The organism is Acinetobacter sp. EKM10A, from assembly GCF_011075215.1.
GTDB classification, from domain to species: Bacteria; Pseudomonadota; Gammaproteobacteria; order Pseudomonadales; family Moraxellaceae; genus Acinetobacter; species Acinetobacter baumannii.
Genome location: NZ_JAALLK010000002.1, coordinates 38,104 through 53,715 on the forward strand (window position 1 = coordinate 38,104; position 15,612 = coordinate 53,715).

16 protein-coding genes and 1 tRNA gene are annotated in these 15,612 nt (G+C 34.3%); 7 read left to right on the forward strand and 10 right to left on the reverse strand.

Annotated elements, in window-relative coordinates:
- Positions 1–678 (forward strand): amino acid ABC transporter permease, encoded by a 678-nt coding sequence (locus G9371_RS03005; protein WP_000347804.1) that lies wholly within the window; start codon positions 1–3, stop codon positions 676–678.
- Positions 679–691: 13 nt separating this feature from the next.
- A complete protein-coding gene (locus G9371_RS03010; RefSeq protein ID WP_001132006.1) occupies positions 692–1,435 on the forward strand; it encodes an amino acid ABC transporter ATP-binding protein in 744 nt (247 codons plus the stop codon).
- A 50-nt stretch (positions 1,436–1,485) separates the two neighbouring features.
- Here the strand turns inward: G9371_RS03010 and G9371_RS03015 are convergent, their stop codons facing one another.
- Entirely contained in the window at positions 1,486–2,802 is a 1,317-nt protein-coding gene (locus G9371_RS03015; RefSeq protein WP_185154696.1) for a DcaP family trimeric outer membrane transporter, read from the reverse strand.
- A 346-nt stretch (positions 2,803–3,148) separates the two neighbouring features.
- Here G9371_RS03015 and G9371_RS03020 point away from each other — a divergent pair, with 346 nt between their 5' ends.
- On the forward strand, positions 3,149–3,619 hold the full coding sequence (locus G9371_RS03020; RefSeq protein WP_000418050.1) for an Lrp/AsnC family transcriptional regulator: 471 nt from the start codon (positions 3,149–3,151) through the stop codon (positions 3,617–3,619).
- A 30-nt stretch (positions 3,620–3,649) separates the two neighbouring features.
- Here the strand turns inward: G9371_RS03020 and G9371_RS03025 are convergent, their stop codons facing one another.
- From G9371_RS03025 to G9371_RS03035, 3 genes are all read right to left on the reverse strand, one after another.
- Entirely contained in the window at positions 3,650–4,399 is a 750-nt protein-coding gene (locus tag G9371_RS03025; RefSeq protein WP_000907230.1) for a YebC/PmpR family DNA-binding transcriptional regulator, read from the reverse strand.
- Between the two features lie 162 nt (positions 4,400–4,561).
- Positions 4,562–5,107, reverse strand: coding sequence for a 1-acyl-sn-glycerol-3-phosphate acyltransferase (locus tag G9371_RS03030; protein ID WP_000713973.1), 546 nt, complete (start codon positions 5,105–5,107; stop codon positions 4,562–4,564).
- Between the two features lie 185 nt (positions 5,108–5,292).
- Entirely contained in the window at positions 5,293–5,853 is a 561-nt protein-coding gene (locus G9371_RS03035; protein WP_029424398.1) for a TetR/AcrR family transcriptional regulator, read from the reverse strand.
- 266 nt (positions 5,854–6,119) lie between these two features.
- Between G9371_RS03035 and G9371_RS03040 the strand changes: the two genes are divergently transcribed.
- Positions 6,120–6,983: a hypothetical protein gene (locus G9371_RS03040; RefSeq protein ID WP_029424397.1), complete on the forward strand. Its 864-nt coding sequence runs from the start codon at positions 6,120–6,122 to the stop codon at positions 6,981–6,983.
- Positions 6,984–7,180: 197 nt separating this feature from the next.
- On the opposite strand, the gene G9371_RS03045 is transcribed toward G9371_RS03040, so the two are convergent.
- Positions 7,181–7,257, reverse strand: a tRNA-Ile gene (locus G9371_RS03045).
- Between the two features lie 157 nt (positions 7,258–7,414).
- On the opposite strand from G9371_RS03045, the gene G9371_RS03050 reads away from it, so the two are divergent.
- Positions 7,415–8,647, forward strand: a complete 1,233-nt coding sequence (locus tag G9371_RS03050; RefSeq protein WP_029424396.1) for an integrase family protein — start codon at positions 7,415–7,417, stop codon at positions 8,645–8,647.
- Between the two features lie 583 nt (positions 8,648–9,230).
- Here G9371_RS03050 and G9371_RS03055 read toward each other — a convergent pair.
- Complete coding sequence (locus G9371_RS03055; protein ID WP_029424395.1) at positions 9,231–10,130, reverse strand: LysR family transcriptional regulator; 900 nt, start codon at positions 10,128–10,130, stop codon at positions 9,231–9,233.
- Between the two features lie 89 nt (positions 10,131–10,219).
- Here G9371_RS03055 and G9371_RS03060 point away from each other — a divergent pair, with 89 nt between their 5' ends.
- Positions 10,220–10,657, forward strand: a complete 438-nt coding sequence (locus G9371_RS03060; protein WP_001161759.1) for a PACE efflux transporter — start codon at positions 10,220–10,222, stop codon at positions 10,655–10,657.
- A gap of 57 nt (positions 10,658–10,714) precedes the next feature.
- Here the strand turns inward: G9371_RS03060 and G9371_RS03065 are convergent, their stop codons facing one another.
- The 3 genes from G9371_RS03065 to G9371_RS03075 form a co-directional block, all read right to left on the reverse strand.
- Positions 10,715–12,130 (reverse strand): purine-cytosine permease family protein, encoded by a 1,416-nt coding sequence (locus G9371_RS03065; protein WP_002068329.1) that lies wholly within the window; start codon positions 12,128–12,130, stop codon positions 10,715–10,717.
- Positions 12,131–12,382: 252 nt separating this feature from the next.
- Positions 12,383–12,847, reverse strand: coding sequence for a hypothetical protein (locus tag G9371_RS03070; protein WP_001046931.1), 465 nt, complete (start codon positions 12,845–12,847; stop codon positions 12,383–12,385).
- Positions 12,848–12,958: 111 nt separating this feature from the next.
- On the reverse strand, positions 12,959–13,888 hold the full coding sequence (locus tag G9371_RS03075) for a DMT family transporter (RefSeq protein WP_001043467.1): 930 nt from the start codon (positions 13,886–13,888) through the stop codon (positions 12,959–12,961).
- A 94-nt stretch (positions 13,889–13,982) separates the two neighbouring features.
- Between G9371_RS03075 and G9371_RS03080 the strand changes: the two genes are divergently transcribed.
- Positions 13,983–14,834: a LysR family transcriptional regulator gene (locus tag G9371_RS03080; protein ID WP_000568093.1), complete on the forward strand. Its 852-nt coding sequence runs from the start codon at positions 13,983–13,985 to the stop codon at positions 14,832–14,834.
- A 39-nt stretch (positions 14,835–14,873) separates the two neighbouring features.
- Here G9371_RS03080 and G9371_RS03085 read toward each other — a convergent pair whose 3' ends face one another.
- Entirely contained in the window at positions 14,874–15,053 is a 180-nt protein-coding gene (locus G9371_RS03085; RefSeq protein ID WP_000905609.1) for a hypothetical protein, read from the reverse strand.
- Positions 15,054–15,612 lie beyond the last annotated feature (559 nt).

The following is a 15,612-nucleotide window of genomic DNA, read 5'->3' on the forward strand; positions in this document are numbered from 1 at the left end:
ATGGATTTTTCTCTATTGCATAACCCTGATGTTATTGCGGCATTAAAAGAAGGATTTATTTTTACACTTACCGTAACCGTGCTTGCAATGATGGGGGGTATCCTCATCGGAACTCCTTTGGCAATGATGCGTTTATCCAACAACGCCCTTGCAAGTAACTTTGCCAAGTTCTATGTCGATTTATTCCGTGGTATCCCATTAATTCAGGTTATTTTTATTTTTTATTTCTTGTTGCCAAAGATATTTGAGTTTCAATCAGATACGTATTGGGGGCCATTATTTTCCAGCGTTGTGACCTTTGCCATTTTTGAAGCTGCGTTTTTCTCGGAAATTGTACGTTCGGGTATTCAGTCTATTTCAAAAGGGCAAGTCAATGCAGGCTATGCTTTAGGTTTTACCTACGGACAATCCATGCGTTATGTGGTGTTACCGCAGGCCTTTCGCAATATGCTTCCGGTATTACTTACTCAAACCATCATTCTATTTCAGGATGTGTCATTAGTTTATGTCATTAGTGCACCAGACTTCTTAGGTCGTGCAGATACTTTGGCTAATACCTATGGTCCTGAAACGAAAGCAACATTCTATTTAATCGTCGCTGTGGTGTATTTCTGTAGCTCGTTTGTGCTATCGCAATTAGTCAAACGTTTGCAGAAAAAAATTGCCATCATTCGCTAATTGGAGATTTTAAATGCCAATGATAGACATCCAACATATCTCTAAATGGTATGGTGATTTTCAGGTTTTAACAGATTGCACGACGAGTATTGAAAAAGGTGATGTCGTTGTTGTTTGTGGGCCATCCGGTTCAGGCAAATCAACGCTCATCAAAACTGTAAATGCTTTAGAGCCGTTTCAGCAAGGCGACATTATTGTTGATGGGGTTTCACTAAAAGATCCGAAAACTGATCTTGCAAAGTTCCGTTCTCGGGTAGGAATGGTGTTCCAGCATTTTGAACTTTTTCCTCACATGACTGTTTTGGAAAATTTAACCATTGCCCAAGTAAAAGTTTTAAAACGTTCAGTTGCTGAAGCGCGTGAAAAAGGTCTTAAATATTTAGAACGTGTAGGTCTGCTTGCCCATAAGGATAAATTTCCAGGGCAACTTTCTGGTGGTCAGCAACAGCGTGTCGCTATTGCCCGTGGCTTATCAATGGACCCAATCTGTATGTTGTTTGATGAACCTACTTCGGCACTCGACCCAGAAATGGTAGGCGAGGTTCTTGAAGTGATGGTGCAACTTGCTCATGAAGGTATGACCATGATGTGTGTGACACATGAAATGGGCTTTGCAAAACGCGTATCTAACCGTTTAATTTTTATGGATGAAGGTAAAATTCTTGAAGATTGCCCAACCCATGAATTCTTTGATAATTTAGAGGCACGTCATGAGCGCGCTAAAATTTTCTTGGAAAAAATTCAGGCAATGCACTAATTGTGACAATAAAAAAGAGCCATGAGTGGCTCTTTTTTTACATCTAAATTTTAGAAATTATATTTTGCCAATAAATTTATGCGTGAGTAATCACCTTTATCACCTGCAAAAGTTTCACGCTGGCCGTAAGTATATTCTGCACCTAAATCAATATTTTTAACCGGATTCCAGATTAAGTTGACCAAAGCGTTATAAATTTCTTTGTTATAGCTAGTATTGGTTAAATTGCTATTTGCATAGACGCTATCATCTTTATATTGAATACCGCCTATTGCGAAAGTAGAGCGGAGAATAGGGCTCCATTTCCGTTGGTAGCCGATCACCGCACTATCAAATTCACCTAAGTTGATATCTTGAGTAGTTGTATCGTATGCATATGCAGAGTTGCTATAAGATAAATAGCGGCCATCACCTTTAACATGATAATAGTTGGCAACGACACTATCCTGAGGCGTGATATCGTACTTGCCACCGATACCTACACCCCAGCCAAATTTTTCTTCAGATGAACTATCTTTAGGCGCTACTCGATTTTCATGGGCAAGACCATGAAGCTGTAATAAGCCTTTATTATCTGCGGTTTTGAAATCATAACGAGTTGTTAGAGCAGGGAAACGGCTCCCTCCCGCAGCATTACTCACTTTTTCAACATCACCACCTTCTAAGGCAACTAATATTTTTTGTTGAGCATTAATTGGTTGAGTATAGCGAACCTGTACAGTACGTGTGGTTCCTGTACCTACTGCACCGGTAAAGTCTAGTGTTTCCGGAGAAGTATCTGTATTGACGAAAGGTGAAGTGGTTTGACCAGCTAACCATTTGCCTAAAGACATATAGGCATGGCGTACACGGAAAGTTCCACTACCATTATCGCCATTGCCTCCCATAAAATCGGCTTCAATTTTGCCTGTTAAATCGCCGTATTGTGTAGGTCGAGTAAGATCTAACCCAATGCGTGTAGTTGCTGCAGATACATTTAAGGAGTCCTGTCTTGGGTCATCTTTATTCAAAGAATAGTTAGCACCATTTGAAATGCTGCCATTTGACCCCTTAAAGTCATAGGTTGCATCTACACGGACATTCCCATAAAGCTTGACTTGCGTTTGGCCATCAGGCATTTGCATCCAACCCGGTTTGCTCTGAGGAACGGGTGAGCTTGCTGCAATTGTAGTTGACGGCACTTTTGGAGTATTTACTACAGTTACCGCTTTTTGCTGATTTGATAATTGCTGGACCAGTTGCTTTAACTCACTAACTTCTTTTCGTAAAGCATCTACTTCTGCATCACTAGCAGCATGAGCTGGCATAACTACACCAGTTAAGCTGATAGTGCTCATTGCAAGAACTAATGTTTTGATATTTTTCACAGGCATTCTCCACATTGGATATAAAAGATTTCCAATATGTGCATAACAAAAAGAGTGCCAACTTTTTAAGATTGTTTAAACTCATTGATTTTAATTAAGAAATTATAAAATTTTTAAAAATTAAAAATGTTTTTATTCATATACTAATTAAATCATTGAAGAGTTATAAGCTATAAGTAATTGAAAATGCGCTATGAACGTTATACTACTGCACAGTTAACAAGCAAAAGTTTAGATTAAGAGGGTGGTAAAGCTTAATTCTCTCTTTTAATGGTATTTGATTTCCAAAGTAGGCTTAGCTTTAGGATATACTGTGATTTATAAAGCGTGTTAATTGGAGCAAAGAATGGAGTTGGACCGTTTTGATAAACAAATTCTGGAAATTTTGTCTCATGAAGACCTGAATTTGAATGAGCTTTCAGAACGGATTAATCTTTCAGTTAGTTCTGTTCATCGCCGAATTAAACACTTGATTGAAGCTAATATCATGGGGCAACTCAAAAGAGAAATTAACTTTAGCAAATTGGGTTTTACTTTGCATATTTTGCTACAAGTCTCTTTAAGCAAACATGATAGTGAGACATTTGATAAATTTCTTTCTGAAATTGAAGCCATTCCTGAAGTAACAAATGCTTTTTTGGTGACTGGTCAAAGCGCTGATTTTATTCTTGAATTAGTTGCACGTAATATGGACGACTACAGCGAAATTTTATTAAGACGGATTGGTAAAATTGATAATGTCGTTGCTCTGCATTCGAGCTTTGTCATTAAAGAATACAATGTATTTAACTGTTATAACTTATTAAATAAAGTATAAAAAACGCACCATTTGGTGCGTTTTCTCATCTTAGGCATCAAGTTGCGCTAAAACTTCATCACTAAACTCAACGTTTGTATAAACGTTTTGTACATCGTCTAGATCTTCAAGCATATCAATGAGTTTCATTACTTGTTTAGCTTGATCAATATCAGTGATTTCTGCTTTAGTAGAAGGGCTCATCACTACTTCAGCATTGTCTGATTTTAAACCAGCAGCTGCTAGAGCATCTTGAACCTCACCAAAAGTCTCTGGAGAAGTGATTACTAAAATTTCATCTTCTGAAACTTCAATATCTTCTGCACCAGCTTCTAAAGCAACGTCCATGATCTTATCTTCTAAAGAAACATCGTCAAAAGTAATCTCACCACGTTTGGTAAATAGGTAAGCAACAGAACCTGCGGTACCTAAGTTACCATTAGTTTTGCTGAAACAATGGCGAACATCTGGAACTGTACGGTTCAGGTTGTCTGTCATTGTTTCAACAAGAACAGCAACACCACCTACACCATAACCTTCGTAGGTTACTTCTTTTAAATCATCATTATCTTCACCACCCACACCGCGTTGAATTGCACGGTTAATGGTATCTCGTGTCATGTTGACAGAAAGCGCTTTTTCGACAACAGCACGAAGGCGAGGGTTACTGGCAGGATCTGCACCACCAAGTTTTGCAGCAGTGACAATTTCACGAATATATTTAGTAAAAACTTTACCGCGACTGGCATCTTGTTTCGCTTTACGATGCTTAATATTGGCCCATTTAGAATGACCCGCCATGGAAGTGAACTCCAAAAATTAAAAAATGCAAAAGTGACAGAATATTAGCATAGGCATGGTTTTCTTGAAAACTGTTGCCTTACGTTTTGTTAGCCAATTAAATAAGCTCAGAGAGCCTAAATTTACATAAAAATATAGGCTCAAACTTCATGAGAGAGTTAGCTAGTTAATTTTCACATCAATATCATATTGCGCATAAAGTTCTTTAATCGTTTCAAGATCTTTCTGTAAATCCGTAGGATAAATCTTACCTAAAATACCGCCTTTTTTGGTTCTTGCATTTGCATACATCAGTACAATTGGAACATTTGCTGCCTTAGCAATATGCCAAAAACCAGTACGAATAGGTTTGCGTTCCGATCCATCTTTGGCACGCGTTGCTTCAGGTGCAATTACTAGGTTAAATGTATCGCTACTTTGGAATTTTTCGACCATTTGAGAGACGATATCTTTGCTTGCTTTTCGGTCTACGGGAATGCCACCTAGCTTTTCAAGAATAGGCTTCATTGGACCTTTGAAAAGTTCTTTTTTTATTAGTGTATGAATTTTTAAATCTAATATTTGAAACAAAGCGATTGATAAGATCGCATCAAGGTTAGAAGTATGTTCAAAACCGATAATAACTTGTTTTTTCTCAAGAATTGTAGGATCTGCATCATAGGTCCAACCAACTGCTTTGAAGATAGAATTGCCTAAAAACTTTTTCATAGAGATGTGGGAGACAATAAGGTTGCAGAATTCTAATATGAGTTTGTCTAAAAAGGTAGAAAATTATCTTCCAAACAAATTTTATTTATTTTAATTTAAAAATATTTTTAAATATTATATTCTAATTTTATAATAGAGAAATATATAATTGAATTTTTAAAATATTATTGTATATATTAGAAGTATTAAGGATTTTCAGTTTTAATCAAATACTCAATATATTGCCATTTCTTAGAGGGATCAATCAGATCTTTACCAATTGTCCCATCAATAATAATACCATCAATAATTGAAATGATGATATGAGTAAGTGGAGTAGGGTCTTTAATATCTAGCTCTACTAATAAACTATTTAATAAATTTATAAGCCAGTTTGTATATTCTTGAAATGGTTCACGAATTGAGGTGTATTGTTTAGACACTTCAATAAAAGCCTTTTTGAATAGGCAACCATTAAAATTCTTACTATTAATCCAGTCAATATACCAATTAAAAATTAGATGTATTTTCTCAATTGGACTCACATCTGGATGTAAGCTTAATTTTTCATAAATTGAATTTTGTATATTAATATTTCGATGATGTAGGCATTCCATGATTAAACTTTCTTTAGAGGGAAAATATTTGTAGAAAGTCATCTTGGCTACATTTGATTCAGCAATAATTTTGTCTACCCCTGTAGTATTGTAACCAATTTGGTTAAAAAGTTCTAAAGCAGTATTTATAATATCTTCTTTTTTTGACATTACATTTCCATATAATTGAAACTAATTATTACTTGATATAGATTTTAAAATTTTAATCAAATTAATCATAATCAAAAACATAATTTTATTCAAGTGAATATTATAAATGCTACTCAAGATTATTTTTAAAATATTCTATTTGATTTAGTAGAATTTTAATTCTAATATGAATTTTCGACAAAAGGAGTCTTATTTTATCTTAACTATTTGTTTTTAAAATAGAATATGGAAATTTAAAAAATTAATAAGTTTAATGAGAGTGGATTATGCCTAAAAAATTTGAGGACTTTAATAATCCTAGGAAAAAAGCACTTGCAGGGATGAAACAAAGCATTTCAGCTGAACTTTGGGACAAAAATCTTAATTTTTTAACTCAATTAAGAGCCAAGATTGCGAAACATCCAGTATCTCATCATCCTGCAATAGAAACTTTAAATAACGGTGAAATTAATAAAGAAAACTTAAAGCGTATTCATTTAGAGTATCGCCATGCAATCGTACAAACATTTACAGACGCTTTATTAATGGCTCAATACCAGACAAAGCAGTTAGAACCTAGGTTGCATGCAGGTGCAAAGATGTTTCCGCGCTGTCTTTTGAGTCTTAATATATTTGATGAGTTTGGGTTTCGACCTGGGACCGACAAAGACGGTTATTATCAAGGTAACCCAGAATATGCACATTATCCTTTATTTGAAGATGTCCTTGATGATTTTGGAGTGACGGAGGAAGAGCGCCGGAGTTATCAACCAACAGAAATTGCACATCAGGTGAGAGAGTTTCTAGAAAATTCCTATAAAGACTATAAAGCCGTTTCTGCTTTATTAGCTGTAGCTGAAGAAGAAGTTATTTTGTACAGTCCACCTTTACGAAAAGCAACCAGTGCTGTAGGTATAGCGGTCGAGGGTGGTGGCTATTACCATGTGCATGGAGTATCTGAAGATGAAACTGCTGAGGCAGCAGATGACGATCATGAAGAAGATCTATGGTTTATTTTAATGCAAGCTTGTACAGAAGAAGACTACACTTATTTAGAAAACCTATGCCTCGAATATTGTGATTTATGGGAAAAGTTTTGGGATGTTCAAATAGAAAGCTCAAAATCAACCCTTAAACAAAATTTAGCTTAAGAACAGGTCAAATAATCAACTCAAACATTTATAACAGTCCTAAAGGTTGAAAAGGAATGCTCAATAATACGGAAATTGGAAAAGGCTTTTAATGTTTAATTGAACAATTTTTGAATAATGAAGTGATATTTGGCTATATTTTAAAAATATCTAAAGTTAAAAAACCCCAAAAACTTAAAGTTTTTGGGGTTTGTATTTGGTGGGCCCACACAGACTCGAACTGTGGACCAACGGATTATGAGTCCGCTGCTCTAACCGACTGAGCTATAGGCCCTATAATCAGAAAAGCTTTTAATCTCAAGGCTTTTCAGTGCCTGCAATACTAATCAATTTTTTTATTAAACACAAGTATTTTTCAAAAGTAGCAGCAGTAGACCTGAAAAATATTTTGCTATATTGTTAATTATCACAAGCGATAGGGATTCTAGCTTATGAGCACTTCACGAGTAAAGCTAACTAAGTCATTTATCGATCAACTTGAACTCACACCGGCTATTTATCGTGACAGTGAGATTATTGGCTTTGCTATTCGTGTAAATAACTCTTATAAAACTTACATTGTGGAGAAGAAAGTAAAAGGGAAATCAATTCGTTGTAAATTAGGGGATTATGAAAAAATTACTGTTGAAGACGCCCGTATACTTGCACAGCAGAAGTTAAAAGAGTTAACTGACTCAAACCCTTTAAGCATTAAAAATAATAAAATATTAAAGAATAGTTTAAATGAGAAAATTGATCAGCCTTATCTCAAAGAAGCTTTCCAAGTATATATAAATCACCACGAGTTAAAAGAAAGGACATTAGCCGACTATAGAGAAGTTATAGAAAAATATTTAATAGACTTAAGTGAACTTAAACTGATTGATATTACTGAACAGAGGATTGAGGAAAGGTATACTCAGTTATCTCAGTATAGTTATGCAAAAGCTAATTTATCTATGCGTGTACTTAGAGCGGTCTATCGTTTTTCAATTAAGTATTATCAAAATAAAAATTGTGAAGTAATTATACCAAGGATAAACCCGGTTAATTTGTTAAAGAAGAAACAGCTCTGGGAAGAAATCCCACCTCGAAGAAACTATATCGATGTGGATAATTTAACCAAGTGGGTGCAAGCAATTATTGAATATAAAGGTAGGGGACAGGAAAGTGAAACAAATAAGGATTTTTTATTAACACTTATATTAACAGGGCTTTTTAGGAATGAGTGTGAATCTTTACATTGGAAAAATATAGATTTAGAGGAAGGAACTCTTTCTTTTATAAATCCATATAATAATGTGTACTATAAAATTTATATGGGAAACTTTCTTTGGCATCTGATGAAAAAACGAAGAATACAAAATAAAGGAGAGTGGGTTTTTCCATCTGTAAAATCTGAATCTGGTCATATTATTAATATTTCGAAATTTAGAAAAAAAATTAATGAGCAATGTAATCTTTCTTTTACTTTTCAAGATCTACGTAGAACATTTTATTTTGTGTTAAATCATTTAACTAATAAACCATTAGCTAGCAAAAGAACAGATCAGTATGAAGAAAAGCTGGACGTTAAGAATATTGCTCATGTTCAGGATATGCGTAATAGAATGAACAAGGTTGAGCAAATTATTCTTGGCCCCTATCGAGATGAACTTATTAAATCTATCAATATTAACCTATAAAATATTGTCCTTTCAAAGCTAGAAATAGAAGCCGTACAGGGTCAAAAATAGTATAAATTTAAAGTAAGTTTTATGGATAAAACCTAGAATGAAGATTGTTTCTCATTTTCTACAACCTTTTGTAATTGATCAATTTTATACTTGACTAAAACACTTGGAATTTATACAGTAGTAGAGTATTTTTGATAATTATTATTATTGCTTAGTCCTGAAATACAGTAAGAAGCCTATTCATCATGAATAGGCTTTTTGCTTTCTTTAATTTAATCATAGAGTTCTCGTTTTTTATAAAAATTAATATAATAAAATCAATAAAATAAGTGTTTTTAATAAATTGAAAAAGATTGTCACGTAATTTTTCATTATGAACAAAACTGATTTAAATAGTACTCAAAGTGAAACATGGCTAAATGCTAAGTTTAACTTTCAATCAATAAGGCATAGGAGTGTCATCATGTTTAAAGCAATGTTTTTTTTCAGTGCAGGTGCGATGTTTGGCTATTGTTATAAGCATTATGATGAAAAAGTTATAGAGTCTAATAAATCTAAATAGCTCCTAAAGAACCGTCTAAATGGCGGTTTTTTAATGACAAGTTTGAGATAAGTTTGCTTGAACAATCTGGACAAGCTCTCTGGCTGCTTTCGATAACGGTTTATCTTGAAGCCAAATGAAATAAATAGATAAAGGCAAATGATTTTTCGTATTTTTAAAATCTAATTGAACTAAATGGCCTTGTTCAATCTTTTCTTTTACCAAAGATAAGGGAAAATTTCCCCATCCTAAGCCAGCTTCGACCATATTAATTGCCGTTTGTAAGCTATTTGTTTTCCAGTACATTGCTCCAATGATTGAACGTGAGTCTTCCATATCCAGCTCACTACTCGCGACCACAATTTGCCGAATATTAATTAACTCTTCAATCGTGTTTAACTTATTCTGTTCTTTTAAAAACGGATGATGAGCAGAGATCGTAGCAATAACTGTTTCTGTCATTACTAATTGTAGGCTTTCACGCATTTTTATATTGAGATTTGAACCTGCAAGGCAAAGGCTAATATTTTCTGTATAAAGTAAATTTAGAATATCATCTTGAGGAGCTGTAATAATTTCTAGGTTAAGAAGGGGAAACTTCTCTGCTAGTTGCTTTATGGCTTTAAAAAGTAAGTCAGTATTCGCATCTGAAACCACACCTATTTTTAATTTACTTTCAAGACCAAGTGAAAGTTCATAAGCATGCGTAGCTAATAGCCTAAGCTGTTCAGCAATAATGCGGGCTTGAGGTTCCAATGCTAAAGCCGCCGCGGTAGGAATAACTTTGCGGTGTGTACGTTCAAATAAGTGATAACCAAGTTCTGCTTCAATGTTGGCAATTGCCATACTCACTGCTGATGGCACTCGATTTAACTTACGTGCCGCGGCCGAGAAAGATCCAGTATCTAATACGGTTAAGAAAAGTTCGATATTTTCACTATTAAAATTCATTTTGATATCAGTAGAACTGAAAGCTGTTAACTTTATATGTGATTTTAACTGAAACTAAAATAAAAAGAAGTGATAAAAGTTGAAAGATTATGCAAGGTTTAAAACGTCGTATTGTTTATGTTTCTTCTTATGAAATTATTGGAATGGTGATTTCATCAGTTGGTTTGGCTCTTTTGGCCGGAGATAGTGTAGAGCACACTGGGCCACTTTCAGTGATGATTACTACTATTGCGGTAACGTGGAACTTTATCTACAACATTCTTTATGAAAAATGGGAGGCTCGCCAAGAAAGTAAGTCGCGTACGGTTAAACGAAGAATTGCACATGCGATCGGATTTCAAATTACTTTAGTAATGTTCTTAATTCCGCTTATTGCGTGGTGGATGAATATTTCTCTTGTTGCCGCATTTTGGTTAGATGTTGCATTTATTATTATCATTCCAATTTATACATTCATATTTAATTGGACATTCGACAAGTTATTTGGATTACCTGCCTCTGCACAACCAAGTACTGCTCAACAGTAGAAAAATATTAATGAGATATCAAAGTGTTATTTTAGACTTTGATATCTCGTCTTAACATTATTTTACTCGTTCAAGTTGAAGAGCTTTTGAAATTTTTATTTGAGCTCTTTTGGCAAGTACATAATATAAAACTGCAGTGGATAACAATCCCACTAACCAAGATAAATCGACTCCACCCAACATTTCTGCAATTTGTCCTTTATAGAATTTACTATCAATAAAGGGCAACTGAAGTAAGATACCAATACAATAACAAGCGATTCCAATCGTGTTCCAGCGGCCATATTTACCATTTGGGTCATATAAGGCATCTACATCGCATTCTTCTTTAGAAATAAAATAGTAATCAACTAAATTAATTGCACTCCAAGGAATGAAAAATGTAAGAAGAAACAAAATAAAAGATTTGAATGCGCTTAAAAAAGTATGTTCACCTACAACTGCAATAAATGTTGAGATAATTACCATTGCAAGAACAATTGTAAGTCGCGTTAATTTTGAAATTTGAGCACTTGGCTTAAAACTGTTCCAAATGGTCGCAATACACATAAAACTGCCATAAGCATTAAGTGTAGATAACGTGACCTTTCCGAATGCAATACTAAAATATAAAAAAGTAATCACAAGAGCGATTGGATTCATGCCTACAACGTACTGAACTTCATTGCCAACAAAACCACCATTCGAGACTTGAGCAATGAATACACCGAGCATCATTGAAATTTGGGAGCCTATTAAAGACCCAAGCCCAACTGCCCAAAATACGCGTGTTGAAGATGTTTTTGTAGGAAGATAACGAGAATAATCTGCTACATAAGGTCCAAATGAAATTTGCCAAGAAGCAGAAAGAGAAACTGCTAATAAAAATGATGACCAGCTAAAATGCCGTACAGCAAGCAATTCTGAAATATTAGAGAGAGCTAAAATTTGAGTTAAAATAATAACAAAAGCAATTAAACCAATAACACTTGCAACTTTGCCTACCCAATGAATTAAACGATAGCCAATTGTCGCAAATATAATAATAAAACAAGCATAGATTAAAATACCTGTTGTATTACTCACTTGTGCTAGATGAGCAATTGCTTTACCAGCGAGTACCTCACCAGTGGCCGTAAAGCCAATATACATAAGACAAACAAGAATGATGGGGATACAGGCACCATATACCCCAAATTGGACTCGACTCGAAATCATTTGTGGGAGGCCTAGTTTTGGACCTTGAGCTGCGTGTAAAGCCATGACGGCAGCACCAAAGCATTGTCCAATAAAGAGGCCAATGATTGACCAAAATACATCACCACCTAATACGACGGCTAATGCACCTGTAACAATAGCTGTAATCTGTAAATTGGCCCCGAACCAAAGCGTAAATTGGGCAAATATACTGCCATGCCTTTCATTTTCAGGAATAAAGTCAATACTTCGGTTTTCAACAAATCCGCTTTTCGATTTCCCAGCTGATGAGTCCATAACACTCTCCTTATCCTTTAAGAGCTTTTCTATTATTAGATCCATTTTTGTATAAACAAATACAAACATGTATATACAAGTTATTTGAAAAAGAAGCAAATGGTTTTTTGAGCCGATACCTTAAAATTTTTTTGTTTGTAAATTAAAACGAGTTGAGAAAACGAAACTGATGTTATGGCTATTTTTATAAAGATGAGTCTGTTTGATCCGTAAATTCAGTTTATAAAAAAGCCCTCCATTGAGGGCAGATAATCAGACTTCTGCATCAAGGATTGCTTGAAAAAATACAGGTAACTCCGAAAATTGAACTAATTGTGTTTTATCAGCGTGTTTGTAATAGTACTGATAGTGGGGTGTTTCAAAACCACTATCAAGATATTGGGTTGCATCAGAAAATTGGGCTTTTGCAACGGGCTTATCCTTTTTAAATTTAACAATAATAGGATTAACGGAATTTAATTTAACAGGAACACCATTCTCGAATTTGGCTGTTTCAATGAGTAGAGATATTTTAAAATCACCAAATACTACACAAAACTGTCCTCCATTTTCTGTTTTAATTTCTCGATCATGAAAAAGTTCTTTAAATAAATTTTTTAATGATTCTCTATGCTTGTCTAAAGCTAACTGGAAATCATGATCTTGCTGTTCTAGTTTCTCTTGCTCTTCTTTTAGCAATTTGGCCTGTTTTTCGATAGTTGTAAAATCCAAATTCATCTTAATTCTCCTTGTTGTGTTTTAAACTATATATGGCAACCATTTGTTAAGTTTTAAAGAAACATACATTCTTTGTTACAACGCAATAATTAAGATGAATTTGTGTGATCATTACTTTGTGCAAGGCTTAGCTATAAGTGCAGGACGTTTAATCTGAATAAATCCTCCACTACTCATCACGCCAAGCATGACTAAAGCTGTGCCTATAAGTTGCCAGATATTAAGTGATTGACCAGCTAACAAGGCAACTAACATACTAAAAACCGGAACAAAGTTAAAAAAGATTGATGCTCGGCCTGCACCTAGTTTTTGAATACCATTAAACCAAAATAAATAAGCAATCATGGTAGAACAAATAATGACGTATCCCATAGCCAAGTGTGCAGTGATAGGCGCCATAGCAATTGCTTGAGAAGGGTGCTCAAAAATTACACTTAATATGATTAAAGTCAAAGCACCGAACATCATGGAAAAGGTTGTGGTCTCTAAAGGTGTAGCATTTTTTACATAACGGCGTGATAGCACATTCGCTAAACAAAAACTGACACCACCTAGTAAGATGAATAAGTCACCGATTGCTATTTTTAAATGTAGTAGCGTTGAAATATGGCCATGACTAATAACAAAAAGTACACCACTTAAGCCAAATACAACACCAATAGACTTATTAAGTGTTAGTTTTTCTCCATCAAGTAAAATTGTTAACAATAAAGTAATTAAAGGTGTTGTGGCCATGATTAAAGCGCCATTGACTGCTGAGGTGGTTTGTAAACCATAGAAACAGCCTAGGTTAAAACCGGCAATACCTATAATTCCAATAATAAGATAGATAGCTAAATTTTGCCGTAATGCGGCCCAACGTAGCTTTCCTATAGCTGCAAAAAGAATAAATAGACCAAGGCTTGCAATTGTAAAACGTTCAGCTGCTGCTGAAAGAGGTGGCATATATTGAATCACATAAGACATCGCATTAAATGCCGAGCCCCAAAACAGCATTGTGATTACAACACCAGTATAGGCATACACCATTGATTTATTCATGATTGGGCTCCGAAAAAGAATGTCTTTATTCTGAGTAATCACATAAAGGTGTACAATTCCATATTAATTCATCTCTGATGTGAAAATTTGCACAATGATTGATTGGGAAAATTTACATTACTTTTCAGTTTTTTCTGAAGAGAAGACACTTTCAGCTGCTGCAAGAAAGTTAGGTGTTGACCATGCTACTGTTGCAAGAAGAATTGCCCAGTTAGAAGATAATTTAAAACTAAAATTAGTGGATCGTAGACCTCGTACTTATATTTTAACTTCAGAGGGGGAACGTCTGGCCAAAATCGTGACACGTATGATGGAAGAAACATTTTCTATTGAACGTCTAGCTCAGGCAGGACAACAGGAAATTAGTGGAGTAGTTTCGGTAAGTCTACCGCCAGCTACGGCAGCACATTTGGTAATGCCTCATCTTGGTAAGTTTTATCGTCAATATCCTGAGCTACAATTGAGAATACTCGGTGATGTTCATTATGCCTCCTTACAGCATCGCGAAGCAGATATCGCAGTTCGCTTTGGACGCCCTAAAGATGATTATCTAATTGCGCGTAAAGCTGGTGAAGTTCCTTTTGGCATATATGCAGCCCAAGAATATTTGGATGCTATACAAGAAGAAAACTATGAATGGATTAGCGTTGAAGTTGGTGGAGTTCAAGGACAAAAACAGCAAAAGCTAAAACAACGGTTAAATTATAAAGAGCCTGTTATGGTTACGAATCATCCTGAGCTTCAATGGCGGGCTACTTGTGGAGCAGTTGGTTTAGCTGTACTACCTGATTTTTTAGGCCAGCAAGGTCATTTAGTAAAATTACCTGATGATGACCCAATGAGTGCTGAAATTTGGTTAGTAATTCATGAAGATCTGCGGAGTAGTCCTGCAGTAAGGGTAGTGATGGATTTTCTTTTAGATTGTTTTGAATCTTTTCGTGTTTAATATTGCTTAAGCCTTGACTTCAATTAGCTTAATTAATTTTTATTCATCAGGAAAACTTCCTGCATCTTCTCTTGCTTGCTTCAAGGCTAGAAAAAAACACAGCAAAAAAAGTAAACCAATAAAAAATAAGAAAAAATCTAAATAACTAATACCTAAACCAACTCCGAAAGCCCCTAAACTTAATAATAAAATACAAAATATTTTCCAAATAATGAGCATGTGGTTTTGTAATAAAAACTTGAAGTTAGGCTGTAATTGAAAAATATTTCCAGATATGTGTTTGTTTTTTTTCTTATAGGTTGTGTAAAGCTTTATAATTTATCGAATTACATAATATTTACTTCTAACTAAACCCTCCTAATTAAGCACTTTTTAATTTTACTATACATTCGTATATATAAAATTTATGTTTTTTGAATTAATAGAATGATAATTCTTTAGAAAGCCTGTAAAATAGAAATTGCAAACTTTATTTTTAATTTATTTTTATTTAAAATTAAAGGGTTAAATAAATTTATCAAACTTTTGTTAAAAAAAGACTTGATATTTAAGCTAAATTTTGAAATTATAGTCATGCAAATTGTGATCTATTTCCCACAATTTGTATTTCAGGTTAAGTGGTTATCACTAATGCTCATTAGCTTTTTTCGCTTATGAGCATTTTTTTAATTTATTTATTAGTAAAATTTAAAAAATAATGTGTGTGATCATTTGACTTTTTTAGTATTAATTAAAAATTATTCATTCTATAAAGCCTACTACTTACTACTAAGATCTA

Bases quoted from the DNA above. Each gene is read 5' to 3' on its own strand.
- G9371_RS03070 (WP_001046931.1), bottom strand. From the start codon at position 12,847: ATGAATTTGGATTTTACAACTATCGAAAAACAGGCCAAATTGCTAAAA.
- G9371_RS03040 (WP_029424397.1), top strand. From the start codon at position 6,120: ATGCCTAAAAAATTTGAGGACTTTAATAATCCTAGGAAAAAAGCACTT.
- G9371_RS03080 (WP_000568093.1), top strand. From the start codon at position 13,983: ATGATTGATTGGGAAAATTTACATTACTTTTCAGTTTTTTCTGAAGAG.
- G9371_RS03060 (WP_001161759.1), top strand. From the start codon at position 10,220: ATGCAAGGTTTAAAACGTCGTATTGTTTATGTTTCTTCTTATGAAATT.
- G9371_RS03065 (WP_002068329.1), bottom strand. From the start codon at position 12,130: ATGGACTCATCAGCTGGGAAATCGAAAAGCGGATTTGTTGAAAACCGA.
- G9371_RS03010 (WP_001132006.1), top strand. From the start codon at position 692: ATGCCAATGATAGACATCCAACATATCTCTAAATGGTATGGTGATTTT.
- G9371_RS03055 (WP_029424395.1), bottom strand. From the start codon at position 10,130: ATGAATTTTAATAGTGAAAATATCGAACTTTTCTTAACCGTATTAGAT.
- G9371_RS03020 (WP_000418050.1), top strand. From the start codon at position 3,149: ATGGAGTTGGACCGTTTTGATAAACAAATTCTGGAAATTTTGTCTCAT.
- G9371_RS03085 (WP_000905609.1), bottom strand. From the start codon at position 15,053: ATGCTCATTATTTGGAAAATATTTTGTATTTTATTATTAAGTTTAGGG.
- G9371_RS03075 (WP_001043467.1), bottom strand. From the start codon at position 13,888: ATGAATAAATCAATGGTGTATGCCTATACTGGTGTTGTAATCACAATG.
- G9371_RS03050 (WP_029424396.1), top strand. From the start codon at position 7,415: ATGAGCACTTCACGAGTAAAGCTAACTAAGTCATTTATCGATCAACTT.
- G9371_RS03030 (WP_000713973.1), bottom strand. From the start codon at position 5,107: ATGAAAAAGTTTTTAGGCAATTCTATCTTCAAAGCAGTTGGTTGGACC.
- G9371_RS03035 (WP_029424398.1), bottom strand. From the start codon at position 5,853: ATGTCAAAAAAAGAAGATATTATAAATACTGCTTTAGAACTTTTTAAC.
- G9371_RS03025 (WP_000907230.1), bottom strand. From the start codon at position 4,399: ATGGCGGGTCATTCTAAATGGGCCAATATTAAGCATCGTAAAGCGAAA.
- G9371_RS03005 (WP_000347804.1), top strand. From the start codon at position 1: ATGGATTTTTCTCTATTGCATAACCCTGATGTTATTGCGGCATTAAAA.